Raw genomic sequence first — 25,140 nt, 5'->3', positions numbered from 1 at the left:
TCAGAGAGTGCAAGCACTCTCGTCTGTTCGCTCGACTTGCATGTATTAGGCACGCCGCCAGCGTTCATCCTGAGCCAGGATCAAACTCTCCATAATAGATTGCTTGATAAAGCTCTTTGATTGCTTGAGGCAATCACTCTTGGGAGTGAACTTAATCACTCAAATTATTGGAATTAACGTTGACATATTGTCATTCAGTTTTCAATGTTCATTTTTTGTTGCTACAAGATAAAATTTTAACACGTTTCTTTCTTGTTTGCAAGCTTTATTTTGAAGAAGTTTTACACTCGCTATTTCTTATTCGAAATGTTTCGTGCGCCGTTCTTACTCAATTAATATTAAATGTTTGAGAACAAAGTTTCAATAGTCTTTTTTACACTTTTTCAATTTGGTTTTCAAACGCTTAATCGTTGGTGTCGCTTGTTTTTGCGACTTTTATATCTTAACAAGTTGCTATATTAAAGTCAATACTTTATTTAATATTTTTCATATATATAACAACCCGGATAATACAGATAAGAATCTTACCTGTATTATCCGGGTTGTCGTTTCGGCAGAACACTTTCACTAAGCCGTCTTTTCTCTATATAAAAACTGATAAATAATGATGAGTATAAGCGCAATGATGACCATTACCGCCATATTGTTATGAATATTGTATAATACATTGCTATAGTAGACAAACGACATGACTATCGATCCAGTAGTTGAGCCGATAAACTTAAGTAAACTATAAGTACTCATCATACTGCCGAGTTCATGTGGTGCCGCACTTTCTTGAATGGTTACGACATTTTTCGTAAATACAGTACCATAGCTCAATCCTAGAAATATACATCCAATCGTTACTGCAATAACACTTTCTGTAACTAGTATAATCGCTGCACCGATAATCATATAGAAGAAACTTAATTGATAGACTTGCTTAACGGTAAAGCGTTGTTCAATACGTTTCAATATAAAGGTAGATGTCAGCCAGAACACTGATATCGAGAAGGTGGTTAAACCACTAAGTAATGGTGACAACCCTTTCTCTGTCTGCAAATAAAACGGTAAGAATATGTTCGTTCCCATCAACAGCATTGCGTATACCATATCTGTTCCCATCGTTATACCTATCCTTTTATTAAAGGAGCGTACTGGTATAAATGGTGATTGTACTTTCAATTCAAACTTAACAAATATAACGAGTAATGTAGTTGCTACTATATATGCTGCCATACTTAGCAGCCCTCCAGCAGTGAAGCCAGTAATCAAACAGATTAAAAATGCATAGAAAAGCAGTAACCCTTTAACATCAAGTTTCTCCTTAGACGGCTGTTCATCGAATTTGAAGAACTTCAGTACAAGAACAATTGCAACTATTGCTACAGGAACATTAATGTAAAATAAAAAACTCCATCTTAAGTATGTTAGTATTAATCCACCTAAAAGTGGTCCTACGATACTTGAAATGCCCCAGACACTTCCCACGATACCCATTACTTTATAGCGATATGGAATTTCAAACGCAATCTTCGGAATAATACTCCCCATCGTCATCATGATCCCTGCACCAAGCCCTTGAATAAGACGTGATGCAACAAGCATCGGAAACGTAAATGACGCTCCTGATAACATACTTCCTACTATAAATACGATAATACCGAATATCATCGTATACTTAGATCCGATACGTTTCATAATTTCCCCGACAAGCGGTGTGATCACTACAATAGCAATCATATAGCTGGTAAATATTAACGCAAGCGACTCTTCAACACCTAGATCTTTGCCGATTGCAGGAATTGCGAGTGACACGATTGATGTTTCGATAGCACTCATAAACATAATAATCACGAGCGCACTAATTAATCCTCTTTTCATTTTCTCCTCATTTCTTAATGACAAATGACCTAACTCCAATGAGCTAGGTCATATCATTATCTCTTTTTTCGTTTTTTCTTATGTGTGACAACTTGCGTATTCTTTACAACCTTGCTAGGTGACTCTGGTGTTTCCTCTACCCAAGTGCCATTTGCAAGCTTGCGTGCCTTACGTTCTTCATAAGATGCCTTATTATATTTCGGCAATGACAATAACTGAAATGCATTACATAAAAGCAGCGCAAAGATGGTGCAATACAGCCACATCATATCTTTAACCTTCAGAAACGGTATGAGTTCTACCGTTGTCATTACAACCATAAAGAACATTGCAGGAATAAAGACGTTTTTACCTGTCAGCTTATTTTTATAGATACTTACAACAATACCAAAGATGACAATTAAAATTGGAATCCAGATAAATTTAAGAATATCTCCATCCTTCTGCCCAAAACGTAAATATCTGAAATACACGAGATCGACGATTGCAAATAAAATAATCACAACTTGAATCGCATTCCAGCCGCTTCTGAATATCCCTTGTCCCATCTGATGGATAAACAAGTATGCGAAGAATGCAAGCTGACTAATAGATGCAATTAATAGTCCATATCCCATAAACCAGATTAGCGCTGCCAGGAACTCCCCTAATTCACCTCGAACAAGATAAACCGTTAATTTATCATATCCGAATATAAGACTGACGATTACTGTGACAACAAGTCCTATAAGTAACGTGATGCCATAGAATTTACCTAAATTTTTTAAAGTCACGATTGTACCTCTTTAATTTATTTTGTTTTATCGATTACCTTCTGAGCCATTTGTGTATAGATGATACCAAGTGGATGGTCTTCTTGATAGACAGAAGGTGCAAAATCTTCATGGTTCCAGTCCGGTTGAGCTAACGGAAGTTGCCCGAGCAACTCTGTATTGAGCTCTTCAGCTAACTTTTGTCCACCACCTGAACCAAATACATACTCTTTATTTCCTGTTTCTTTACTTTCGAAATAGCTCATATTCTCTACTACACCAAGAATTTCGTGCTCCGTATGCAGCGCCATTGCACCCGCTCTTGAAGCAACAAATGCAGCTGTTGGATGTGGCGTTGTTACAATGATTTCTTTACTCTTTGGTAACATTGTATGCACATCAAGAGCAACATCTCCTGTACCTGGTGGTAAATCTAATAGAATATAGTCCAGATTTCCCCAATTCACTTCGTTAAAGAAGTTATTGATCATCTTACCAAGCATTGGTCCACGCCATATGACAGGGGTATTCTCTTCAACGAAAAATGCCATTGAAATCACCTTTACTCCAAAACGAGATACAGGAATAATACGTTCACCATCAATTTCAGGTCGTTCTGAGATTCCCATCATATCCGGAACACTGAAACCATATATATCAGCGTCAACTAATCCTACACGTTTCCCCAAGCGTGCAAGTGCGACAGCAAGGTTCACAGAAACCGTTGATTTCCCAACGCCACCTTTACCTGAAGCAATTGAGATGAATGTTACCTTATTATTTGGATCGACTAACTTTTCAATTTCCGAAGTGGAAACTCCACGGAACTGCTCGAGCATCGACTCATCCATCTCTTCAAAACGTATCCCTACAGTTTTTGCGCCATTCTCCTTCAGTTTCTCTACAATTTGCATCTGAAGATCAAGTTGAGGCTGACCCCCAAGCTTTGCAATCATCACTTTAACAGAGATATGTTCTTTCTCTTCTTTAATACTAACTTCTTTAATCCCCTCTGTTTCAGAGAGAGGTACATTAATTACTGGATCTTCTAGTTCACCGATAATTTCTATGACTTGTTCTTTAGTTAACAATTTAAACGCTCCTTCATCTTCTAATAGTTTTAGTTTAACAAAAAGAATCGACTTTGTATAAAAGAAATTACTATAAATGATATAGTTGTGATGTATTCGTCATTTTATGGGTATAACATAGATAATTGATTACCGAAAGGATGAGGAGAATCACATGACAAAAAATTATACGATGATGCAATATTTCGAATGGCATGCAAATGGAGATGGTGCGCATTGGAAACGCCTGAAAGAAGATGCCCCAAAACTAAAGGGAAAAGGCATTGATACGGTTTGGTTACCACCTGCGTGCAAAGCAGACCATGTAATGAATACAGGTTATAGCATCTATGATCTATATGATCTTGGGGAATTCGACCAAAAAGGACAAGTGCGTACTAAATATGGGACGAAAGAAGAATTATTAGATGCCATTAAAGCTTGTCATGAGAACGGCATAAAAGTTTATGCCGATATTGTGCTCAATCATAAGGCTGGCGCAGATGAAACAGAAACAATTAAAGTCGTAGAAGTCGATACAAATGATCGTACCCACGTTATCTCAGAACCTTTCGAAATCGATGCCTATACAAAATTTGAATTTCCAGGTCGTAATAATAAATATAGTGATTTCAAATGGAATCACACGCACTTCAACGGTACTGACTACGATCACAAAACAGGTCGCAAGGGCATCTTTAAAATAATAGGGGAAAATAAAGACTGGAATGCATTCGTAGATGACGAAAAAGGGAACTTCGATTACTTGATGTTTACGAATATCGATTACAAACATCCCGATGTACGACAACATACAATCGAATGGGGAAAATGGCTCATCGATACATTAGGGATAGATGGCATGCGCATGGATGCTGTGAAACATATCGAAAGCTATTTTATTAAAGACTTTAGTGACGCAATGCGCGAACATGCTGGAGAAGACTTCTATTTCCTCGGTGAATATTGGAATGCAGACCTTGGAAAGAATGAAAAGTTTCTTGAAGAGGCAGAGTACAACACTGATTTATTCGACGTTAAGCTGCACTTCAACTTTAAAACCGCTTCTGAAGAGGGCAGCGCCTATGATCTACGTACATTATTTGATGATACAATTGTTGAAGAACACCCTGAACTTGCAGTCACTTTTGTTGATAACCATGACTCTCAGCCAGATGAAGCATTAGAATCTTTCGTTAAAGACTGGTTCAAACAAAGTGCTTATGCGCTAATATTATTACGTAAAGATGGCTATCCATGTATATTCTATGGTGATTATTATGGCATTGGCGGAGATCATCCGGTCGAAGGAAAGCAGCTTGCAATCGATCCATTACTTTATATCAGACAAAATAAAGCATACGGGGAACAAGATGATTACTTCGATCACCCAAATATTATCGGATTTGTCAGACGCGGCAACGGCAATAAGACTGGTTGTGCTGTAATTATCAATTCCAGTGAAGAAGAAGCAGAAAAACAGATGTTCGTTGGCAAAGAACGCGCCGGTGAAGTCTGGTATGACTACACCAATACAAGAGAAGATACAATCACGATTGATGAAGAAGGAAATGGCCTCTTCAAAGTTAACCCGGGCAGCGTATCAGTCTACTGCGAAGAAGAATAAGGATGAAAAAGGTCGTGACACGAGCGCTTAGACACGAGTAAAATCATGAAAAGATACCAAGAAACGGTTTTTGTTTCAGGGTGTCTTTTTGATTTTATCGAAGTGTCTGCTCGTAGAACGCCGTCAATAGGTCGTGACAGAAGTGTTCTGCCACAAGCAAAATTGAAAAGGTAGCTAGCAATCTGTTGCTGGCTACCCTTCTTTATTTCATCATTTATCATCTTTATTATTCAAATCCACGCTATCAGGATAGAAGAGTTCTGTTAAATAGTATAGTGCACTAATAATCGCCAGTACGACAAGAAAATGTATTCTAATATGCTGATAATTAATATGCACACCGAAGTAAAATACCAGTGTCGAAAGACTTACTGCTATGATATGAAAATACCAGCCATGAAAAAACTTATTCTCCGGAAGCATACGCTTTAATTCGTCCATAATATATTCAATAATAAACAATAGTACGTAGCCGATGATTAAATATGAACCGTAATAAAAGCTGTTATCTATCACACTTTCATTATATGTAAACTCTGCAAGATGGAAATAAATAAGTAATCTACTGAGCCCATACATTCCGAAGAAAACCATCAATATAAAGGCTATTCCAGAAATTAACACTACAGATAGTACAAACAGGAGCGCCATCCAGGAAATATTCGGTCTCTTTAGTTTCACAATCCATCAATCCTTTACGTTAATGGGCGCTTATCAAAAATGAGATATACCCTTATAGAAGAGTATATCTCATTTTCCACTATTTAAAAGTCTAAACCCCTTGCTTTAAATGTATTCCCCTGACTAAAGTCTCCTGCTTCATAACCACGCTTAAACCAGTCCATACGTTCGGCACTAGAACCATGTGTAAAAGTATCTGGATTTGCACGTCCTAATGCATTCTTCTGAATTGTGTCGTCTCCAACTGCATGGGCAGCTTTAATCGCTTCTTCTAAATCTCCATCATCTGTATAACCCATTTCTTGTGCATGCTTTGCATAGACACCTGCAAAATAGTCTGCCTGCAACTCAACAGCAACAGAATATTTATTGTACTCAGTTTCAGATAATTGGTTTCTTAACTGATGGAATTTCGGTAAGATTCCAAGTTCATTCTGCACGTGATGTCCAACCTCATGTGCAATAACATAAGCCATTGCGAAATCTCCGGGCGCATCGAACTTCTGATCCAGTTCGTCCATAAAAGATAGGTCGATATAAATCTTCTGATCAACCGGGCAATAGAATGGTCCCATTTGAGCACTTGCTTGTCCACATCCTGAACGTACTGCATCTGAATATAACACCATTCTCGGTTCAGTATAAGATTTATCATAATCCTGGAATATCTTATGCCAAACGTCTTCCGTATCTTTCAGTACAACTGATGCAAACTGTCCACGTTCATCTAAAGATTGTTCCGCCGCAGCGCCATCGTTCCCGGCATCCGTCTTAACGTTTCCTGTATCAAAAATATCATTGTTGCCATTATCTTGTTGCTGATTTTGTGTTTGCGTAGGTTGACTTTCACCGCCCATGTAATCCATCGGGTTACCACCCAACAATACGATAACAATCATGACGATGATTCCTAAACATCCCATACCACCGCCACCGATAACCATCGGGCTGCCACCAGAAAAGCCACCAGAGCCTCTCGCATCTTCTACATTAGAACTCCCCTGTCTACCTTGCCATTTCATACGTCTTCCTCCTCATAGGCCGTTACTATCTTAAATATCATTACCCAAATTTCAATGCGCACAATCATTTATTTATGGAAACATTAAAAAATGAGATTGGGGAATATCCCAATCTCCTATATCAATATTTTTTCAGTTCATCGACTGACGATAACCCTTTTGTAACAAGGTAATATTGTCCGGACTGTTTCTTTACATGGATAATCTCTTCATTAACGCGATTCCCATAACACTTTTGAACATAATATGTATGCTTTTTTCTATTCACATAATCTTTATGTAGCCATATATGATCTTTAACGTTTGGGTAAATTTTAAAAGTGAGTACTTCACCGACATAGGCTTCATCTATATCTACAGCTGCTTTATAATAATATTTTGCAGTGCTATGCTCGATTGTTCTTGTCAGTGATGTGAGTTTACTTTTATAAGATTTTCCATCTATTTCAAAGTCGAACTGCATCCCCTTTTCCAGTTGCTTATATAGCTCTTGATCCACTTCACCTGTAATGAAAGTTTCAGCTGCAGCAATTGTTACGATTGGAAACTGCTGTTTAGCATTTGTAAATTGCTGCAGCTGGTCTTTATTAATTTCACTTACTATTCCTGTTGTCTCGGAAGTGATTGTCAGCTGATCAACCGCTTCACTTGCCGCACTTTCCTTCGTTTTTAATATCTCAAGTTCATTTTTATGTTTCTCATACTCACTTATCAGCCAGTTCAGTTCTGCATTAATACGCGGGCTCGCAGATTGTTCAAATGCTTCTTGCTTTACAGCGAGTTGTCCTTCAATCTGATTGATTGCAATTAATTGATTATCAATCTTCAGACTTAACTCCTTTTCATTTGCGGCGATGGCCCTATCCTCATAACTAAAGAGCGCCTGTCCTTTAGTTACTTTGTCCCCTTGCCTTACATGAAGTATCGCTGGCCGTGATTGATTACCACGCTGAAAGTAAGGGGTACGTGTCTGTCCTATCGTACCTTTAACTGTGAGATGATAGCGTTTCATATACTCGTCAACAAATAATGTTTCCTGCCGTCTACTCAAGAATGCATAAGCTGTTGCGATAAGTAATACAACAATGATACTGCTGAGTACTACAGGTAATAACCATCGTCGTTTCATATAAACCCTCGCTTATCTATTGATATGCTTATATTGTACTGGAATTTATATGAATTTATCGTAAAAATATTGTAAAAATTACTTTAAGATTCTATCATCTTCAGATTTAATATGGGCATTTATATTAGAATGATCCTGCTTTTTTTGATGCTTGTAGTATTGCACGGTGAGCATCATTAATAACAATGCGGCAAATAGTGATACAAATCCCATCCACATCAAACCTTTGACATTAAATATATAATGATAACTGAGTCCAAGATTTATGGCTGCAATCAAAAGCATCATCAACATCACATAGATTGTTGTTTTATTTTTCAAATTGGTCACCTCTTATAGTCGACGTGTGCGCAACAAATCGTCGTAAGCTGTTGCGATGCTATCTTTTCCTTCTTTATTCTTCAAAGGACTGAACTCTTCATTACGATCAAACTGTACCGTCTTAAAGGTATCCGCATATTTGAATATATCAAAGTAGAACTTCTCAAACTTTAATGCTGTAGCTTCAATAACAGTAAAATTCTCATCTAACTGTGGCAGCTGTTTAATCGCCAGATGATAAGGCATTTCACTTTGTGCATGATTCACCACAAAATCAAGCTTAAATATATGAATTCCGATATTCGCATTACGGAAATGATTCTCTTCTCCTTTAGGAAGCTCAGTATATTCAATGACTTGTTTTTTCCCAGCCACTTCCACGACACGGCCGACACTTTCATTATCTCTTGCTGCAATCGTCTTTGTTGTAACATCTGCGTCACTTTCAACTGCATAGCCACAAAGTATCGGATCCAGCACTTTTACTAGTACATTATCGATATTATTCATGTAAATATGTGTAACGCCTCTTTCTTGTAACAGCTTATTCGTACCTGATGCATTCAATGCTTCAAAGATTCCACCGTTACCGTTCGGTGTTGTAAGCAGCTGTTTGTCCTCATTGAGTAATAGCTCTCCGCCTTCACTCAATGCTACAATATTAGGTTGAATGAAGAAGAAGACATCCTGTTTATTCAATCCGAAATAATCATGCGCTTCAAAAAAAGCGATGGTTTCTTTATGGTTAATATCACTCGTCATAATGATCCAAGGTATTGAAACATTCAAGCTTTCAATCAATGCTTTTATTTGTCTTGCCTGAAGTTCAAACAGACTCACACCGTCAAATTCAAATGTACCCTTCGGCCCATTATGCGCGAGACGTGTGCCTTGTCCACCAGCCATTAGAACTGCGGCAAACTTGCCTGCTTTAATGGCACTTTGTCCTAATTCATTCATATGTGCCAGCGCTTCTGTTGATTGTTCACTAATAATGGTTGTTGCGATATCCTGAACATCTTCCGGAAGCGCAATCTTTCGATGAACATAGACATCTTGATATAACTGATCTATCTTTTCAAAATCCTGAATGGATAACGTTTCTTCAAGTTTTTGTTTTTCAACTTGCGACAATAACTCCATCTGATTTAATAGTTGCTGATGATGATATTTTTTTAAGTTCTTTTCCATAATAAAGCTCCTTTAATATTTTATCCAACTTATCGTTCTATGGATGATCTCATTATAGACAATATACATTGTCACAAGACTGAATGCCGTTGCAAGCGAGTGGTCTATAACACCACCTGTCTTGATTTTAAACGGAAATCTAATCTTTTTAGTCCACGGGAAGAATAGTGTCACGCCTGATGGTGTCATCATATCTAATATTAAATGACTCATAATCCCAAGATTAGCGCTGATAATATAAATATTCTGTACTTGAAGTAAGTATAACACTGTCGACACGAGCAGCATAAACAATATGGAATGTGTCACCGTTCTATGACCGAAGAGTACACGGATTAATGTACTGATGGGCCATATCCTTCTCCCTATTTTACTGCCTGCATGACAAATATCAGGAACAATACTAAAAAGTGCAGACGTTCCGATAATTGCTGCAAACTGACTGATGTTATATGCGTGAGAAACCGCATAGTGCGTCCCAATGAATACACCACATGCGATATGAGTCTTTCCTGTCACGTATGTACCTCCATTAAATTTTATAGGTCTTTATTATAGTATAGATAACAAATAAAAAACTATGACATCGCGAAGAGTTCATAGTTTTTGTCTATTGTTTAACCGATTGAGCGCCGCTCTTAAGATTCATACGCTGCTTAAATTGCTTCTCTCATTAATATTATTCATCTGTCGTGTCTTCATATTGGTTCGGCTGAACTGTTTGTGATTGTTCAGTTGAAGGGAGCTCAGTCGTAACGATTTCCGTTGTCGGCGTTTCCGTTGTCGGTGTCGGTGTTTCCGTTGTCGTTGTCGGCATTTCTGTTGTCGGTGTTTCTGTTGTCGGTTGCGTCGACGGCTGTACGGTCTCTGGCCTTTTGTGTGTAGCTGTATGTGTCGAGTCCTGTGTTTGCGTAGATGGATTCAACTGATAACATGCACCATCTTTACAGTTATATCCTTCGTTCGTCAAATTATTCCAAGCTTTTGAATATTCCTTCGTCTCAGCTAATACTGCACACCCGGCACTTTCTCCACCACCGATAAGACAATTTCTAGAATCGTTATACTTTGTGGTATCAATATTATCCTGATTAACGGAGTCTTGATTAGAGGGGTGTGTCACTATTTGTTCTTCAGATGATTCAGGTGCAGTATTTTCTGTTTTGCTTTTTGTTTTATTATCGTTTTGTTCAGTAGTTTTCTTACTTTCTTTTTTTTCAGGGTTCACTTTAACTTCTACTTTAGGCGTTGATTCTTTGCGCTCTTTTTCTTGTCCATCATTACATGCTGTTAGTACTAACACACTCGTCAACATCAGCATTATAAGTCTATTCATTATGTCTCTCCTTAATAGCAATCTATTGCTCAGAATATTATAACACATTTTAAAAAATGTAAAGAACATGCACATTGCTACATAATTTTGTGATTGCTATAATCATCATGTAAAGGAGTGAGATAATGGACAATACACAAAAAGGCGTTCTATATACAGCACTAGCATATCTTCTATGGGGAATCTTACCTTCGTATTGGCGTGCAGTGAGTAGTTTTAATGATTATGAGATTTTATTTCATCGTATTATCTGGTCATTTGTCTTCATGATCATTGTGCTTGCTGTAACAAAAAAGCTATCCCCTTTAGTCAAAGAAACGAAAAGTTTATTTAAGAGAAAACGTGAATTTATCGCACTGATTATCGCTAGCATCGTGATAACCTTCAACTGGGGTATATTTATCTGGGCTGTTAATAATAATCATGTGCTACAAGCGAGTCTGGGCTACTATATCAACCCATTGATGAGCATTGCTCTTGGATTTCTCTTTCTGAAAGAACGCTTTACCAGAACAGAGACACTGGCCATTCTACTCGCTGCAATTGGTGTGCTCTATATGACATTCTCTGTTGGAACATTCCCTATTGTTTCAGTCACGCTGGCACTGAGCTTTGCGTTATATGGCTTAATGAAGAAGGTAGTCAATATTAATGCGCTTTATAGCATTACACTAGAAACATTCTTTATATTACCTATCGCTTTTCTTGGTATCGCATTATTAACCACGGACCAAAAAACATATTTCGGAAATAACTTTGAAAGTTTTCTAATTCTATTTTCCGGTATCGTAACTGCGATTCCTCTTATTTTATTCAGTGCCGGTGCAAAGCGTATTCCACTTTCTCTTGTTGGATTACTACAGTATATCTCACCAACACTTATCTTACTCCAAGGTGTTTTTATGTTCGGCGAACCCTTTACATTGACACATGCGATTACATTCAGCTGTATTTGGAGCGGCTTGATAATATATAGTTTAAGCAAATGGATGCAATACAAGAAATCCAGAAAGATAAAATTGTAAAAACCTAGACGCTGTTGCGTCTAGGTTTTAATTTATGATCAAATCATTATCGCTATGAACAAGCATTATACATATTCATTCTTACTAGCAATCATACCAAAGATAAACATACAGATTGCGATAACATAAAACATTATGAAACTTGTCGTATAAGTTCCTGTCATATCATTTAAGTATCCCATCAAGACCGGTCCAATCCCTGCAATAAGGTAGCCAACCGATTGGCTGAAACCTGACAGCTTGATTGCATCTTCATTTGTACGAGCACGCAATGAGAAAAATAGCATACATAGACTAAATGCTGCTCCTCCAGCAAGACCGGTTGCAATCATTCCAATCACAATTAATACGATATGATTAAACTGCAAGGCCGTGAAACCTATTAAGAAGAGTATCGTAAAAGCAATCACTAACGGACGTTGATTGTTCATCTTCATTGCGATGACAGGCATCATAAATGTCATCGGAAGCTGTGCAAATTGATTTAACATCAGCATATATCCCGCTGTTTCCTGTGATACACCGTAATGAATCAGTATTTCAGGAAACCACGTCACAGTACTGTAAAAGTTCATCGACTGAAAACCCATCATCAGTGCAATTGCAACAGCTAACTTAGAGTGATAAATTTTACGTCTGCTTACCGAAAATTCTGGCTTTGGATTATGCTTTAACTGTGGCAGCCACACGATAAGCCCAATTACCGAGGGAATAATCCAGAATCCTAATGCGAACTGATAACCGTAATCGTTATAATGTGATAGAGGTACACTTAATCCGCCGCCAATTCCTGCTGTTAAGTTCATCGTAGCGGCAAATACACCCGTCATCAGTCCGATATGTGCTGGAAAGCGCCATTTAACAAAGCTTGGTAGTATCACATTTCCTATGGCAATACCTGTACCAACGAGCATTGTTCCTATGACAAGCCATGGCAGGTTTGGAATAATACGTATTATCAGTCCACTTAACAGCAGTAACATTCCCGCAAACAACGTCATACTCATGCCAACCTTTGCGCTTATTTTCGCGACGAAAGGCGATACGATACCAAACATAATGAGTGGAATTGTAGTCAGTCCCCCAAGCATCGTATGATTTAATGATAAGGTATCTCCGATTTCAGAAATAATCGGACCAATTACTGTTAATGGTGCGCGCAATGTCGCCGCAACGACAATCACTGCCGCTAATAATAAAAACATAGACTTATATCTCAATTCATCAAATCCCTTCATTGTATATGATAATCAATTCCTACAAGTTTTTTAAGATAAATCAACAAATAAACACTAATTTCTTTCATTAAAGATGAATTTCGTTTAAATTCATCTAATCACATCAATTTATTTGAATATACTGATAAAAAGCGTTATATTTATGGTATAAAAACGATAAGGATGTGTTTAGAAATGGCAATGAGAATTACTAAAGACGACAAAGAAGTAAATATTAAATGGCGTGTTGCTGATATCACTATTCCAAACGAAGATATTTTAAGTGTTAAAGAAGATACGAATATTTACGCAACTGCTGAAGAAGCGAGCGACGAAAAGATCGTACGTATCGGCTCTACTTTCGGTAAAACAAACCGAGTGCTTTTAGACACAAAAGACAAGAAATACATTATCTACACACATAACGATAAAAAAATCATTAACGAATTAAATAAATAATGCCATCAAGAGGGTTTGACATCTGTCACCCTCTTCTTTTTCACTACAAGCTATCAACCTATCATTACTTATAGAGGAGCAATATCATGGAAAGCTTAAAAAACAAAACAGCACTTATTACAGGCGGTTCGAGAGGTATCGGTTTACAGATTGCTAAGACGCTCGCACATGAAGGTGTACATATTGCAATTACAGGCCGTAACATCGAACATCTAGAATCGGCGGTGGACTCACTTTCACAGTTTGATGTAGATGTAACTGCGATTGTATGTGACAGTGCAAACAAAGACGATATTAAAGCAGCTGTTGCACATACACTGGAAACATTTGAACGTATCGATATATTGATCAATAATGCAGGTATTATGCATAACAGCTCATTTCTCACAACAACTGAAGAAGACTTAAATAAGATGATGGCTGTAAATGTGTATGGCCCGTTTCATTTTATGCAGGAGGTTCTGCCGCATATGATCAATCAGCAGTCAGGTGACATCGTCAATATGAGCTCAATGTCCGCTGTAAATGCCGGCCCGACTTCAAGTGCATACTCTGCAAGTAAATTTGCATTATCAGGATTATCTGATGGTGTTATGAGAGAAATGCGTCAGCACAACATTCGAACGTTCTTGATTCATCCTTCTGCCGTATTAACAGACTTAATCGGTGAAGTATCGCTCGACCCTGAATCGATGACACATCCAGAAGATATTGCTGAAGTCATCGTTTCGCAGCTTAAGATCAACCGCAGAACGTTTGTACGTACGAATCAAATATGGGCAACAAACCCAACAAAACTTTAGGAGTGATTTCATGTATATCGTAACAAATAGAATTAAAATGAAAAAAGGATTCGCTGAAAAGATGGCACCGATGTTTACAAAAGGGGGCGCAATCCAAGAATTAAAAGGATTCCATAAAATTGAAACATGGTCTATTCAGAACTTAGAAGATCATGACGAACTTTATGTCAATACATGGTGGGAAACGTTAGAAGACTTTGAAGCATGGAAAACGAGTGACGCCTTCAAACAGGCACATTCACATGGCGGCGATAAACCTCAAGGAGAATCACCAATGCTTGGTTCAGAAATTGTCATCGCAAAGCTGGAAACAGAAATTTAAGAGCATTATATATAGAAAAGAGGACAGGAAATAAAGCATTTCCTGTCCTCTTTTCGTGATTTTACTCGTGTCTGAACGCTCGTGTCACGACCTTTTTTGACGGCGCTCCACGAGCAGACACTTCCACAAAATCAAAAAGATTGCTTGAAACAAAGAACGTTTCTTGCAATCTTTTCGCGATTTTACTCGTGTCTGAACGCTCGTGTCACGACCTTTTTATATACTAAATAGTAAATGTCCCATTAACACGATAATCGGTAAACAGATGATGGTTCTCATCAAGAAGATGACAAATAGCTTAGGTAAGCTTACCGGTATTTTAGAGCCTAATATAACACCACCCACTTCTGATAAATAAATCAGCTGAGAGATACTTAGCGCACCGATAACAAAACGTGTAAGATCATATTCAGAATCTGTAATAAGTATTGAAGGTAAGAACATATCTGCAAAACCAATCAATATTGTCTGAGATGCTGCAACTGCATCAGGGATCTGGAGTAACTCTAATAAAGGTACGAACGGCATTCCAATCCACTGGAAGAACGGTGTATACTCAGCAATGATTGTTGCTGCTGTACCGATACACATTACGACAGGTAGTACCGCAAACCACATATCTCCTACTGTTTTAAATCCTTGGTACCAGAATGTTTTAAATCCAGGTGCTTTAATTGCTGTCTTAGTCGCATTTTCGTACCCGTAGCTGATGACATTATGATTATCAGGAATCACTTCCTCTTTAATTTCAGTCGTTCCATCAGCATAATGGTCCGGAATCTTCGATAACGGCCAAATACGCGGCATAATCATCGCTGCAACTAAACATGACACAATAACAGTTCCATAGAAATAGAAGAAGTGATTCATTAGTCCAATCTGTTCACATACAACTATCGCAAACGTGATTGACACAACGGAGAAGCTTGTCGCAATGACTGTTGCTTCACGTCTCGTATAGAAATTCCCATCATATTGTTTAGATGTAATCATAACGCCTACAGTCCCATCTCCAATAAATGAAGCTAAATTATCCACTGCAGAGCGTCCCGGTAATGTAAAGAGGGGACGCATCACCTTAGAGAACATCGGTCCAAGAAATTCCAGTAATCCATAGTCCATTAAAAATGGCAGAAATAATCCCGCAAAGAAAAATACAGCGATTAGTGTCGGTAATAATCCACTATATATGAGCTGACCTGTATTTTCAGTATCAACAAATGGGACTTTCATTTTAAAATAGACAATGGTTGCAAAAATGGCACCCATAAGACGGATAATAAACCAGATCCAGTTCACCTCGAACAGTTGTTTGAAATAACTCGTCTTCGGATGGTTAATAAAACTAAAGTAAAATGTTAGTAACGTAGAAAGAATAATAACGATGAAGATTAAAGTTGGTGTGAAATTACCGAGAGTCGATAACAGCCACTTTGCTAAAATTGCAACGGGCAAACTCGTCTTACCTTCAACATTGAGTGGCGTTAAAAATAAGAATATACCGATAAGACTAGGAATGATAAATTTAAACTGCCCCATCTTACCCGTTTTGTTATCAGAATGCATCATAATACCCTCCATTTTTTATACGCAAAAGTTAATATTTATTCATTTTAGCATATAAGATAGTGTACGAAAAGAAGAATTTCCAATCGTTTATCTTTTATACTTCTAATCTTTTAAAACATTTCTTCATTTTATATGCATAAGTGTCTTGTTTACATTCATATAAGCGTTGTCTCATAAAAAAGTCCTCATAAAATTTACACTCCAGCGTATCTTCTATAAGGGCTTTTTTACACTTCTAGCTGCTATTTTATTTCTTTATAATATAAATTCTTATGCGGTATATTAGGATGTAAATACATATTTCCTTTGAGCAGTGTCCAGTCGTTCTTATAATAGAATGCATTGGCACCAATATCATGTACATCACTCGTTAAATAGTACTTTCCTGGTGGCAGTGCATCTAATAACTGTGTACCGATTCCGTTCTTATGGAAGTGCTTATCTACAGCGATAGAAACGACTTCAAATGCACCATCAAGCATTCCTTGCTGTGCGGGTGACAAAAACTGGTCCAGTAACTGTCTATAAAACTGATCGCGTCCGCTCATATAACCGTATAAATAACCATCGATTGTCCCAAGTTGTGTACTAATAAAGCATCTAAATCCTGGATGCTCACTCAGTTTTAAAATATCATTGCTCATTTCCCTTAACGGTCTACGGTCGTTAAAGTTTGTCAAATAAATTTCTGCTATGCGGTCAACGGCATCTTGTAGGTCTACTTGTGTAATCTCTCTAATCATCTTGACCACTCCTTCCAATTATGAAAACCTTTTCATCTTCATTATGCAATTTTTTCGTACAATTGACAATGAACAATACCGTTTATCTGAATATTTTATTTTAATTTCTTATGCGTGTTTAATTTATCAAATATTGGTATAATCTTAATGCATTCAAACATTGAAAGGATCTATTATGTCAAAATTCAAACTCTTTACTTTTATACTTAGCGTATTTGTAGTGGGGATGGTAGAACTCGTCGTTGCGGGTATTCTCACTTTGATTAGCGATGATCTGCACATCTCTCGCGCACTTGCTGGTCAACTTGTCACAATCTATGCATTTACAGTAGCAATTAGCGGTCCAATACTCGTCAAACTTACTGAACGCTACAATCCAAAATGGGTACTCTTAATTAGCATGATCATATTTATTATCGGTAATATAATCAATGCTGTAGGTAACGATTTCTGGATTATTGTAATTGGGCGTATCATCGCATCAGCAGCATCCAGTATCATTGTCGTGAAGTTGCTTGCCCTCACTGTAATCTTGAGTGACCCCCGAGAGCGAGGTAAGATGCTCGGTCTTGTCTATATCGGTTTTAGCGGTGCAAATGTATTCGGTGTTCCAATAGGGACAAAGCTCGGTGAAATGCTCGGATGGCGTGCAACATTCTGGATGATTGTACTCGTAAGTGTTATTGCAACAATACTCTTAATGTTCCAGCTTCCTAATACAATTAAGACATCAGAAGATGAAGATAAATCTTCAAAACTGCTCTATCCGAAAGAAGCTGCAAAGTATATCGGTATCACCTTCTTTATATTAGCCTCTAATTATATTGTATTCACTTACATCAGTCCGATGATGTTAAATGAAGGATATACGTTAGAACAAGTTTCGATTCTACTGTTTGTTTGTGGTATCGGAAGTATCGCAGGCACGAGCTTCGGCGGCAGAATGGCTGATAAAATGGGCAGCAGAAAATGGTTATTGATCGCATTAACGATGTATACGTTGTCTATCTTTCTATTTAAATTATCATTACCTGTATTTGCATTGTTACTTATCGTGATGCTCATCTGGAATATATTTGAATGGAGTACGAACCCTGCAATTCAAATCGGGATTATTAAACAGGTTAAAGGAGATTCCAGCAGTATTATGGCGTGGAATATGAGTGCGCTCAATGCTGGTATAGGATTTGGTGCACTTATTGGAGGCATCATTATCAATAATTTTGATGTTGCGATTACACCTTATGTTTCAATATGTTTAGCAGTGATTTGTATCGTACTCGCCTATACTATCAAAAGATAAAAAGTGCTGAACCCATAGGTTCAGCACTTTTATTTATTCTATTTCAGTTTATCCTGAATGATACCAATTGCACCGAGATACCCATATATAACGATCAAACGTTCCATACTGCTCCCTTACTTTCATAAATACCTGTACATTACTCATTATACTGAGTACTTTCAAGCGATTACGTATCATTCTTACGATTTCCACTAATATTACTAGATAGTTATCAGAATCGTGTTACAGCTCATTTAAAGTTTCGTAAATGTTTACCAATACTTTATAAATATTCTTTCTCTCACTATGCAAAGGCTTACAATTCATATTATAATTGGATTTGTACTTCACAATAAGATAAGGAGGGGCATTGTTGGAACAGTTAAAGATTAAATCCCACAAATATCCACAACGACCTCACATCGAGGTAGAAGGTACCCTGATAAAAGAAACAGATGAATACTTTCTTGTCATCTGTGATGAAACGACAATACTCCGACACTTTATTAGAAATATTGATATTCCATTGCAGTATGAAACGCTCCATTTTCTTTCAAAAATCCACGGATATTCTGTTTCTATCGCTTTAGATAAGACTTATCAGCCGGTCAAGATATTTTGTAACATTTCTTCTCCTTGTGAGCGCGATACAGATGGGAACATTGCTTATCTAGACTTAGATCTGGACTATGTGAAGACAGATAGTGACGAATGGATCCTTAGAAATAACGATATGTTCCTGGAAAATAGTGCAAAGTTCAACTATCCATTTCAACTCGCAAATTTCGCACTCGTTTCTTTACAAGAACTGAAAAATAATATTGAAGCAGATAAATTTCCTTTCAATGTACAAAATTTCAATGACTACATAAAATAAAGCACCACCCCCGGTCTGGTATAAGGGTGGTGCTTTTATATATGAATAAACTGCGCTCCGATTCACAGCAAATTCTAAGAGTAAATTTCACTACCTTGTGCTTTGAATTTATCAGCCATTTCCTGCATTCCTTTATCTTTACGTAAATCATGGGAAATACGCATCGAACAGAATTTAGGTCCGCACATACTACAGAAGTGTGCGACTTTCGCCGCCTCAGCAGATAGTGTTTCATCATGATATTCCTTCGCACGTTCTGGATCTAGCGACAAATTAAACTGATCGATCCAGCGGAATTCAAAGCGTGCCTTACTGATAGCATTATCTCGTTCATCAGCACCTGGTAAGCCTTTCGCAAGATCCGCTGCATGTGCAGCAATCTTATATGTTACAACACCTGTTCTTACATCATCTTTATTCGGTAGTCCGAGATGTTCTTTCGGTGTAACATAGCATAGCATCGCTGTTCCGTATGAACCGATGTTTGCAGCGCCAATCGCTGATGTAATATGGTCATATGCAGGTGCAATATCTGTCGTCAATGGTCCTAACGTATAGAATGGTGCTTCATTACAATAGAAATCTGCAAGTTCCTGATTCTCTTTGATCTTATGAAGCGGCACATGTCCTGGTCCTTCTATCATCACTTGAACGTCATGTGCCCAGGCAATCTTCGTTAGTTCACCAAGCGTCTTCAGTTCCGCCAACTGACTTTCATCGTTCGCATCATAAATTGAACCTGGTCTTAAACCATCACCAAGTGATACTGCAATGTCATAAGTCTTTAAGATTTCACAAATTTCTTCAAAGTGTGTGTATAAGAAGCTTTCTTCATGATGAGCTAAACACCACTGTGCCATAATCGAACCTCCACGTGACACGATACCAGTCAGACGATTTACTGTCATCGGCACATACCTTAACAATACACCTGCATGAATTGTAAAGTAGTCTACGCCTTGTTCAGCTTGTTCAATTAATGTATCTCGATACACTTCCCACGTTAAATCTTCAGCAATGCCATCCACTTTTTCTAATGCTTGATAAATAGGTACTGTTCCAACAGGTACCGGTGAATTTCTCAGTAAATATTCACGTGTCGCATGAATATTCTTACCTGTAGATAAATCCATAATCGTATCTGCTCCCCAATGTGTCGCCCACACCATCTTTTCAATCTCATCTTCGATAGATGATGATACTGCAGAGTTTCCGATATTCGCATTAACCTTCACTTTAAAGTTCTTACCAATAATCATCGGTTCAGATTCTGGATGATTAATATTGTTCGGAATAATTGCTCGCCCTCTTGCAATCTCACTACGTACAAATTCAGGATCGACGTTCTCACGAATCGCGACAAATTTCATCTCTTTCGTAATGATTCCTTGCTTTGCATAATGCATCTGTGTCACGTTTTTGTCATCACGCGCACGTTTTGGATCATACTTAAATGGCGTCTCTACAAACTTATTATGCGTGATATCTTTAAAACCATTATCAACCGCAAGTACTCTGCGTCCTGTATATCGTTCTACATCGTTACGGCTATCAATCCATCGTTCACGTAATTTAGGGATACCGCGCTTAACATCAATATTATACGCATCATCATGATATACACCACCCGTATCGTAGACAACAACTGGTGCATTGGAAGTAGTACCTTGATCTGTCACAGTATCCGTTAATGTAATTTCACGGAAAGATACTTTAATATCCGTATCCTCGCCCTTACCCGCTCTAAAGATTCTCTTACTTGCTGGAAATGACTTCTTCAAATTTACCATACAAAAAAACCTCCTAGTTAGATTCATTACTAGGAGGTGAAGTTTCACGACAAAAAATATCATAAGTATACACGCTCGCTTCCCTACGCTGGTATTAACCAAACAGGTTCAAAGAGTCAAGGATATTCCTTTCTCAGCTCATAAGAGCTCCCCTAGCAATCGTCTTATTAAGTTGTACACATAAACAATACCACTGATTTGTTCATGTTGCAAATATTAATTAAACCAGCTACGCACGAGCTTCTCTACTTCTTTCGTTTCATCGATCAATGATTTCATCATATCGATATCAGCTTTATCACCAAGAAGATCTTCAACGGCTTTTGTATCCAATACACGTTTCACTGCATCTGCAATGAAAGGCTCTTCTGTATGTGTAGCTTGCGCGTTGCTTGTCTGTTCATTGCTTTCAGTATGCACATCTTCTGCAAATTTCGATTCTAGTTGCTTAGGGTTATTAAATGCCTCAATAACCTCCATCAGTGCAATACGCAGATCATTATATTCTTTGATATTCTTAAGATCATTCAAACGTTGTTTCACTTGTTCATTCTGCTTTAAATATTTCACTGATTGAACGGCACCAAAACCAACCGCGCCGACAACGATTCCACGTTTAATCCATTTGTTCATCGTAATTCCTCCATTAAGTCAATTACCTTTATTATACGTTAAGTCGCTGAATTATACATCTTTTGTGCATGTTCAAAATAATATAGAGAGGGCTATGCCCTCTCTATCTACAATATCAGCAAATATGGATGCTCGATAAATGTTTTAATACGACTCAAGAATTCTGCTCCATCTGCACCATCTATAATTTGATGATCAATAGTGAGACTCAGAGGTAGCATTTTTTTCTCATACGGTTTGCCGTCTTTTAATGCTACTTCACTTTGTAATGAACCAACCCCTAGTATCCCAACTTCCGGTGCATTAAGTACCGGTGTAAAGTATTCTATACCGCCTGCACCGATATTTGTGATGGTAAATGTTCCATCCTTCATTGCACCTTGAGACAACTCTCCATTTCTCGCCGCAGCAGATAAAGTTTCGATGGCACTTGAAATTTCACCTATAGATTTACTTTCAGCGTTATGGATCACTGGAACCATCAGTCCATCTTCCAGACTTGTTGCAATTCCAATATTCACATCTTTATGATGATATAACTTCTCATCACTGTAAGTTGCATTCATTCTTGCATCATCTTTAAGTACTAATGCAACGGCTTTTGTAATCAGTGCGGTAACTGTTACTTTAATATCTAATTCATTGTTGCTAACCTCTTTTTTTAACTTCTTATTAAATTTCAGCAACGCATCTGCTTCTACTTTTTGGTGCAACGTTAATTGTGCGGTTGACTGTAAACTATGCATCATGTTGTCAGCAATCGCACGTCTCATATTCGATAATGGCTTGCCTTCTGCCGTTACTTGAGTAGCTTCAGTAGACTCAGTCGTCGAACTTACTTTTACGTGATCAATTGCTTTTTCTATATCTCTCTTTGTGATTCTGCCATTACCGCCAGTCCCTGTAACCTCTTCAATTGAGATGTCATTGCTTTCAGCTATTCTACGGGCAAGTGGGGTAATAAAGATTCGGTTGCTTTCAGAGTTACTTTGTGATGTAGGAGTGTCCTCATCGCGTGCTTTCTTATTCAATTCATCCTCATGACTTCTATTAAAGCTAGGAGATTTCTCGGCCGCATCCTTTATTGCGGCTCTTTCATTCGTTTCTTCACCTGATTCACTTATCGCTTCATCATCAGTCGATTGATTTGAACGTTCAGGAGACTGGTTATCCTCTAATGAGTCTCCAACCAATCCCATCTGTTCTCCAACTTTAGCTCTGCCTCCAGCTTCCACTGTAATTTCTGTTAAAATCCCATCTTCAGGTGCTTCAACATCTAAAGTTAGTTTTTCAGAAGCAATCATACAGACCGCTTCACCTTTTTTCACTTCATCTCCGACTGATTTGTACCACTCATCTATAGTACCTTCTGTCATTGTCATTCCTAATTTCGGCATATTTATTCTTGAACTCATGAATCACACCTCACTTTCTTAAGTCTTGAATTATTTCATCTGCTTCTTCTAGAACACGTTCTTTACTTGGAATATATAGTTTCTCTAAATTTGATGCAAATGGCACTGGTGTCGCAGGTGCAGTAATTACTTTGACAGGTCCGTCTAAATAATCAAAAGCTTTATCGCCGACGACAGCTGAAATACTGTGCCCTGTACTACTCTGAGGATTTGCTTCATCAATCACGATAAGGCGGTTCGTTTTCTTCACGGAGTTAAGTACTGTTTCTTGATCCCATGGAGAAACAGTAACTAAATCAATAACTTCGACTGAAATATCTGCAGCTTCCAGTTCATCTGCAACTTCTAGAGCAATTTGGACCATCTTACCGATTGCAACAATCGACAAGTCTTCTCCTTCTCTAATAATCTTCGCTTTACCAATTTCCACTGTATAATATTCTTCAGGCACATCACCTTTCATGCCATATAAAGTTTTATCTTCAGAAAATACGACGAGGTTATCATCTTCTACTGCAGCTAAAAGTAAGCCTTTCGCATCATAAGGATTTGATGGCACCACAACTTTTATTCCAGGTATCGCACCAAACATTCCGTATAATGATTGACTGTGTTGAGCAGCAGCAGAAGCGCCTGCACCATGAACGGTTCTCAAAGTCATCGGAATCTTAGCTTTGCCACCAAACATATAACGCATCTTTGACCCTTGGTTCAGAAGTGCATCTAACGCATATCCGATGAAATCATTAAACATCAGTTCAACAATGGGTCTCAGCCCTGTAGCTGCTGCACCAACTCCTGCACCCACATAGTTCTGTTCTGCAATTGGTGTATCAATAACCCTCTCACGTCCATACTTACCGACAATACCTTTCGTTAAACCGAATACACCTCCCCAAGCTTCATCGCCTTCAAGATGTTCAATCGTATTCCCACCGGCAACGTCTTCACCTAACAGAATGACTGTTTCATCTTTCTCCATCGCTTGATCAATAGCTTCAGTTACTGCAGCCATATAAGTAATTTCTCTACTCATTATTATTCCTCCTTAATCTGCATAAACATCTTCAAGTAAAGATGCTTCATCTGGTAATGGACTATTTTCTGCAAATTCAACCGCTTCTTTTATTAACGCTTTTGCTTCGTCTTCAATTTTTTTGGCTTCCTCTTCAGTAAACCACTGCGCTTCAAGTGCCTTATCTTTAAAAATCGTAATCGGATCTACTTCACGTAATTCATCTTTATCCGATTTATAACTTTGGTTATCTCCTTCAAAATGTCCATAATTTCTATATGTTTTACATTCAATCAATGTTGGGCCTTCACCTGCTTTTGCTCTTTTCACCGCTTCTATCATTTTTTCATTGACAGCAGTTACATCTTTACCATCCACTAGATGACCCGGCATATTATATGCTGACGCTCTTTCTGCAATTGTTTCTGAAGCAGAAGCATAACTATGGGGGGTTGCTTCGCCAAATCCATTATTTTCACAGATAAAGATAACAGGTAAGTTTAAAATCGATGCGAAGTTAAGCCCTTCATGGAAAGTACCTTCGTTAGATGCACCATCTCCAAAGAAACATACTGCAACAGCATCTTGCTTTAACGTTTTTATCGATAATGCTGCGCCATTTGCTAATGGGAATCCTGCACCTACAATACCATTTGCACCAAGTATTCCTTTTTCAACTTCAGCAATATGCATAGACCCCCCTTTCCCTTTGTTCAGGCCATCTTTGCGGCCAAATATTTCCGCCATCATTCCGAGAATATCACAGTCTTTTGCAATCGCATGACCATGTCCTCTGTGTGTACTCGTGATGTAGTCATCATCCGTTAATTCTGCACAAGCGCCTACTGCTACTGCTTCTTCACCGGCATACAAGTGGACAAATCCAGGGATTTCCCCTGTTAAGAATATTCTATGCACTTCATCCTCAAATTCACGGATTTCATTCATTTTACGATAAACCCATAATGCTTTTTCTTTTTCCATAATTAACT

26 protein-coding genes, 1 rRNA gene and 1 riboswitch are annotated in these 25,140 nt (G+C 37.9%); of the genes, 7 read left to right on the top strand and 20 right to left on the bottom strand.

The window, feature by feature from the left end:
• From QNJ52_RS08525 to QNJ52_RS08510, 4 genes are all read right to left on the bottom strand, one after another.
• Nucleotides 1–96: ribosomal RNA gene (locus QNJ52_RS08525) — 16S ribosomal RNA — on the bottom strand; the annotation flags it as partial.
• Nucleotides 97–567: 471 nt separating this feature from the next.
• Nucleotides 568–1,866: an MFS transporter gene (locus QNJ52_RS08520; RefSeq protein ID WP_283722317.1), complete on the bottom strand. Its 1,299-nt coding sequence runs from the start codon at nt 1,864–1,866 to the stop codon at nt 568–570.
• 56 nt (nt 1,867–1,922) lie between these two features.
• Complete coding sequence (locus QNJ52_RS08515) at nt 1,923–2,639, bottom strand: KinB-signaling pathway activation protein (RefSeq protein ID WP_283722316.1); 717 nt, start codon at nt 2,637–2,639, stop codon at nt 1,923–1,925.
• A gap of 17 nt (nt 2,640–2,656) precedes the next feature.
• Nucleotides 2,657–3,709 carry a P-loop NTPase gene (locus QNJ52_RS08510; RefSeq protein ID WP_283722315.1) on the bottom strand — a complete coding sequence of 351 codons (1,053 nt, stop codon included), beginning with the start codon at nt 3,707–3,709 and terminating at the stop codon, nt 2,657–2,659.
• A gap of 154 nt (nt 3,710–3,863) precedes the next feature.
• On the opposite strand from QNJ52_RS08510, the gene QNJ52_RS08505 reads away from it, so the two are divergent.
• Nucleotides 3,864–5,315, top strand: coding sequence for an alpha-amylase (locus QNJ52_RS08505; RefSeq protein WP_283722314.1), 1,452 nt, complete (start codon nt 3,864–3,866; stop codon nt 5,313–5,315).
• 210 nt (nt 5,316–5,525) lie between these two features.
• Here QNJ52_RS08505 and QNJ52_RS08500 read toward each other — a convergent pair whose 3' ends face one another.
• The 7 genes from QNJ52_RS08500 to QNJ52_RS08470 all read right to left on the bottom strand — a co-directional run bounded on the left by QNJ52_RS08500 (nt 5,526) and on the right by QNJ52_RS08470 (nt 10,995).
• The gene (locus QNJ52_RS08500) at nt 5,526–5,996 is read right to left on the bottom strand and encodes a SepA family multidrug efflux transporter (RefSeq protein WP_413474895.1); all 471 of its coding nucleotides are present in this window, start codon (nt 5,994–5,996) and stop codon (nt 5,526–5,528) included.
• Between the two features lie 83 nt (nt 5,997–6,079).
• Nucleotides 6,080–7,018, bottom strand: a complete 939-nt coding sequence (ypfJ, locus tag QNJ52_RS08495; RefSeq protein WP_283722313.1) for a KPN_02809 family neutral zinc metallopeptidase — start codon at nt 7,016–7,018, stop codon at nt 6,080–6,082.
• A 121-nt stretch (nt 7,019–7,139) separates the two neighbouring features.
• Nucleotides 7,140–8,147, bottom strand: coding sequence for an efflux RND transporter periplasmic adaptor subunit (locus tag QNJ52_RS08490; protein WP_283722312.1), 1,008 nt, complete (start codon nt 8,145–8,147; stop codon nt 7,140–7,142).
• A 78-nt stretch (nt 8,148–8,225) separates the two neighbouring features.
• Nucleotides 8,226–8,468 carry a hypothetical protein gene (locus QNJ52_RS08485; protein ID WP_099483856.1) on the bottom strand — a complete coding sequence of 81 codons (243 nt, stop codon included), beginning with the start codon at nt 8,466–8,468 and terminating at the stop codon, nt 8,226–8,228.
• A gap of 12 nt (nt 8,469–8,480) precedes the next feature.
• A complete protein-coding gene (locus QNJ52_RS08480) occupies nt 8,481–9,662 on the bottom strand; it encodes a UTP--glucose-1-phosphate uridylyltransferase (RefSeq protein WP_481817297.1) in 1,182 nt (393 codons plus the stop codon).
• A gap of 9 nt (nt 9,663–9,671) precedes the next feature.
• Nucleotides 9,672–10,178, bottom strand: a complete 507-nt coding sequence (locus QNJ52_RS08475) for a metal-dependent hydrolase (protein WP_283722310.1) — start codon at nt 10,176–10,178, stop codon at nt 9,672–9,674.
• Nucleotides 10,179–10,338: 160 nt separating this feature from the next.
• A complete protein-coding gene (locus QNJ52_RS08470) occupies nt 10,339–10,995 on the bottom strand; it encodes a hypothetical protein (RefSeq protein WP_283722309.1) in 657 nt (218 codons plus the stop codon).
• Between the two features lie 125 nt (nt 10,996–11,120).
• Between QNJ52_RS08470 and rarD the strand changes: the two genes are divergently transcribed.
• Nucleotides 11,121–12,020, top strand: coding sequence for an EamA family transporter RarD (gene rarD / locus QNJ52_RS08465; RefSeq protein WP_283722307.1), 900 nt, complete (start codon nt 11,121–11,123; stop codon nt 12,018–12,020).
• Nucleotides 12,021–12,085: 65 nt separating this feature from the next.
• Here the strand turns inward: rarD and QNJ52_RS08460 are convergent, their stop codons facing one another.
• On the bottom strand, nt 12,086–13,225 hold the full coding sequence (locus QNJ52_RS08460; RefSeq protein ID WP_283722306.1) for a CynX/NimT family MFS transporter: 1,140 nt from the start codon (nt 13,223–13,225) through the stop codon (nt 12,086–12,088).
• A 207-nt stretch (nt 13,226–13,432) separates the two neighbouring features.
• On the opposite strand from QNJ52_RS08460, the gene QNJ52_RS08455 reads away from it, so the two are divergent.
• From QNJ52_RS08455 to QNJ52_RS08445, 3 genes are all read left to right on the top strand, one after another.
• Nucleotides 13,433–13,696 carry a SunI/YnzG family protein gene (locus QNJ52_RS08455; RefSeq protein WP_041635795.1) on the top strand — a complete coding sequence of 88 codons (264 nt, stop codon included), beginning with the start codon at nt 13,433–13,435 and terminating at the stop codon, nt 13,694–13,696.
• 86 nt (nt 13,697–13,782) lie between these two features.
• Nucleotides 13,783–14,499, top strand: coding sequence for an SDR family NAD(P)-dependent oxidoreductase (locus QNJ52_RS08450; RefSeq protein ID WP_120786375.1), 717 nt, complete (start codon nt 13,783–13,785; stop codon nt 14,497–14,499).
• Between the two features lie 10 nt (nt 14,500–14,509).
• Nucleotides 14,510–14,821, top strand: a complete 312-nt coding sequence (locus QNJ52_RS08445) for a heme oxygenase (protein WP_099483850.1) — start codon at nt 14,510–14,512, stop codon at nt 14,819–14,821.
• A 216-nt stretch (nt 14,822–15,037) separates the two neighbouring features.
• On the opposite strand, the gene QNJ52_RS08440 is transcribed toward QNJ52_RS08445, so the two are convergent.
• On the bottom strand, nt 15,038–16,390 hold the full coding sequence (locus QNJ52_RS08440) for a YjiH family protein (RefSeq protein WP_481817296.1): 1,353 nt from the start codon (nt 16,388–16,390) through the stop codon (nt 15,038–15,040).
• Between the two features lie 242 nt (nt 16,391–16,632).
• A complete protein-coding gene (locus tag QNJ52_RS08435) occupies nt 16,633–17,133 on the bottom strand; it encodes a GNAT family N-acetyltransferase (protein WP_283722305.1) in 501 nt (166 codons plus the stop codon).
• Between the two features lie 175 nt (nt 17,134–17,308).
• Here QNJ52_RS08435 and QNJ52_RS08430 point away from each other — a divergent pair, with 175 nt between their 5' ends.
• A complete protein-coding gene (locus tag QNJ52_RS08430) occupies nt 17,309–18,436 on the top strand; it encodes an MFS transporter (RefSeq protein ID WP_283722304.1) in 1,128 nt (375 codons plus the stop codon).
• A 48-nt stretch (nt 18,437–18,484) separates the two neighbouring features.
• Here QNJ52_RS08430 and QNJ52_RS11565 read toward each other — a convergent pair whose 3' ends face one another.
• The gene (locus tag QNJ52_RS11565) at nt 18,485–18,631 is read right to left on the bottom strand and encodes a DNA-3-methyladenine glycosylase I (protein WP_481817295.1); all 147 of its coding nucleotides are present in this window, start codon (nt 18,629–18,631) and stop codon (nt 18,485–18,487) included.
• Nucleotides 18,632–18,791: 160 nt separating this feature from the next.
• Between QNJ52_RS11565 and QNJ52_RS08425 the strand changes: the two genes are divergently transcribed.
• The gene (locus QNJ52_RS08425) at nt 18,792–19,295 is read left to right on the top strand and encodes a DUF402 domain-containing protein (protein ID WP_283722303.1); all 504 of its coding nucleotides are present in this window, start codon (nt 18,792–18,794) and stop codon (nt 19,293–19,295) included.
• 74 nt (nt 19,296–19,369) lie between these two features.
• On the opposite strand, the gene thiC is transcribed toward QNJ52_RS08425, so the two are convergent.
• The 5 genes from thiC to QNJ52_RS08400 all read right to left on the bottom strand — a co-directional run bounded on the left by thiC (nt 19,370) and on the right by QNJ52_RS08400 (nt 25,132).
• Nucleotides 19,370–21,085: a phosphomethylpyrimidine synthase ThiC gene (gene thiC, locus QNJ52_RS08420; RefSeq protein ID WP_283722302.1), complete on the bottom strand. Its 1,716-nt coding sequence runs from the start codon at nt 21,083–21,085 to the stop codon at nt 19,370–19,372.
• Nucleotides 21,086–21,148: 63 nt separating this feature from the next.
• Nucleotides 21,149–21,249: riboswitch (TPP riboswitch) on the bottom strand.
• Between the two features lie 52 nt (nt 21,250–21,301).
• A complete protein-coding gene (locus tag QNJ52_RS08415; RefSeq protein WP_219493754.1) occupies nt 21,302–21,718 on the bottom strand; it encodes a hypothetical protein in 417 nt (138 codons plus the stop codon).
• A gap of 107 nt (nt 21,719–21,825) precedes the next feature.
• Nucleotides 21,826–23,133, bottom strand: a complete 1,308-nt coding sequence (locus QNJ52_RS08410) for a dihydrolipoamide acetyltransferase family protein (RefSeq protein WP_283722301.1) — start codon at nt 23,131–23,133, stop codon at nt 21,826–21,828.
• Nucleotides 23,134–23,143: 10 nt separating this feature from the next.
• A complete protein-coding gene (locus tag QNJ52_RS08405; protein WP_283722321.1) occupies nt 23,144–24,175 on the bottom strand; it encodes an alpha-ketoacid dehydrogenase subunit beta in 1,032 nt (343 codons plus the stop codon).
• A gap of 6 nt (nt 24,176–24,181) precedes the next feature.
• Nucleotides 24,182–25,132, bottom strand: a complete 951-nt coding sequence (locus tag QNJ52_RS08400) for a thiamine pyrophosphate-dependent dehydrogenase E1 component subunit alpha (protein WP_283722300.1) — start codon at nt 25,130–25,132, stop codon at nt 24,182–24,184.
• Nucleotides 25,133–25,140: the final 8 nt, after the last annotated feature.

It is taken from the genome of Macrococcus sp. S115 (genome assembly GCF_030067655.1).
GTDB lineage: Bacteria > Bacillota > Bacilli > Staphylococcales > Staphylococcaceae > Macrococcoides > Macrococcoides psychrotolerans.
The sequence above is the reverse complement of the archived record's forward strand: the minus strand, read 5'-3'. Positions and strand labels throughout refer to the sequence as shown.

Excerpts from the sequence above, each read along its gene's own strand:
- QNJ52_RS08410 (WP_283722301.1), bottom strand. The coding sequence starts at position 23,133 with ATGAGTTCAAGAATAAATATGCCGAAATTAGGAATGACAATGACAGAA.
- QNJ52_RS08450 (WP_120786375.1), top strand. The coding sequence starts at position 13,783 with ATGGAAAGCTTAAAAAACAAAACAGCACTTATTACAGGCGGTTCGAGA.
- QNJ52_RS08440 (WP_481817296.1), bottom strand. The coding sequence starts at position 16,390 with ATGATGCATTCTGATAACAAAACGGGTAAGATGGGGCAGTTTAAATTT.
- QNJ52_RS08445 (WP_099483850.1), top strand. The coding sequence starts at position 14,510 with ATGTATATCGTAACAAATAGAATTAAAATGAAAAAAGGATTCGCTGAA.
- QNJ52_RS08455 (WP_041635795.1), top strand. The coding sequence starts at position 13,433 with ATGGCAATGAGAATTACTAAAGACGACAAAGAAGTAAATATTAAATGG.
- thiC (WP_283722302.1), bottom strand. The coding sequence starts at position 21,085 with ATGGTAAATTTGAAGAAGTCATTTCCAGCAAGTAAGAGAATCTTTAGA.
- QNJ52_RS08490 (WP_283722312.1), bottom strand. The coding sequence starts at position 8,147 with ATGAAACGACGATGGTTATTACCTGTAGTACTCAGCAGTATCATTGTT.
- QNJ52_RS08400 (WP_283722300.1), bottom strand. The coding sequence starts at position 25,132 with ATGGAAAAAGAAAAAGCATTATGGGTTTATCGTAAAATGAATGAAATC.
- QNJ52_RS08520 (WP_283722317.1), bottom strand. The coding sequence starts at position 1,866 with ATGAAAAGAGGATTAATTAGTGCGCTCGTGATTATTATGTTTATGAGT.
- QNJ52_RS08505 (WP_283722314.1), top strand. The coding sequence starts at position 3,864 with ATGACAAAAAATTATACGATGATGCAATATTTCGAATGGCATGCAAAT.
- QNJ52_RS08460 (WP_283722306.1), bottom strand. The coding sequence starts at position 13,225 with ATGTTTTTATTATTAGCGGCAGTGATTGTCGTTGCGGCGACATTGCGC.
- QNJ52_RS08435 (WP_283722305.1), bottom strand. The coding sequence starts at position 17,133 with ATGATTAGAGAGATTACACAAGTAGACCTACAAGATGCCGTTGACCGC.
- QNJ52_RS08470 (WP_283722309.1), bottom strand. The coding sequence starts at position 10,995 with ATGAATAGACTTATAATGCTGATGTTGACGAGTGTGTTAGTACTAACA.
- QNJ52_RS08430 (WP_283722304.1), top strand. The coding sequence starts at position 17,309 with ATGTCAAAATTCAAACTCTTTACTTTTATACTTAGCGTATTTGTAGTG.
- ypfJ (WP_283722313.1), bottom strand. The coding sequence starts at position 7,018 with ATGAAATGGCAAGGTAGACAGGGGAGTTCTAATGTAGAAGATGCGAGA.
- QNJ52_RS08415 (WP_219493754.1), bottom strand. The coding sequence starts at position 21,718 with ATGAACAAATGGATTAAACGTGGAATCGTTGTCGGCGCGGTTGGTTTT.
- rarD (WP_283722307.1), top strand. The coding sequence starts at position 11,121 with ATGGACAATACACAAAAAGGCGTTCTATATACAGCACTAGCATATCTT.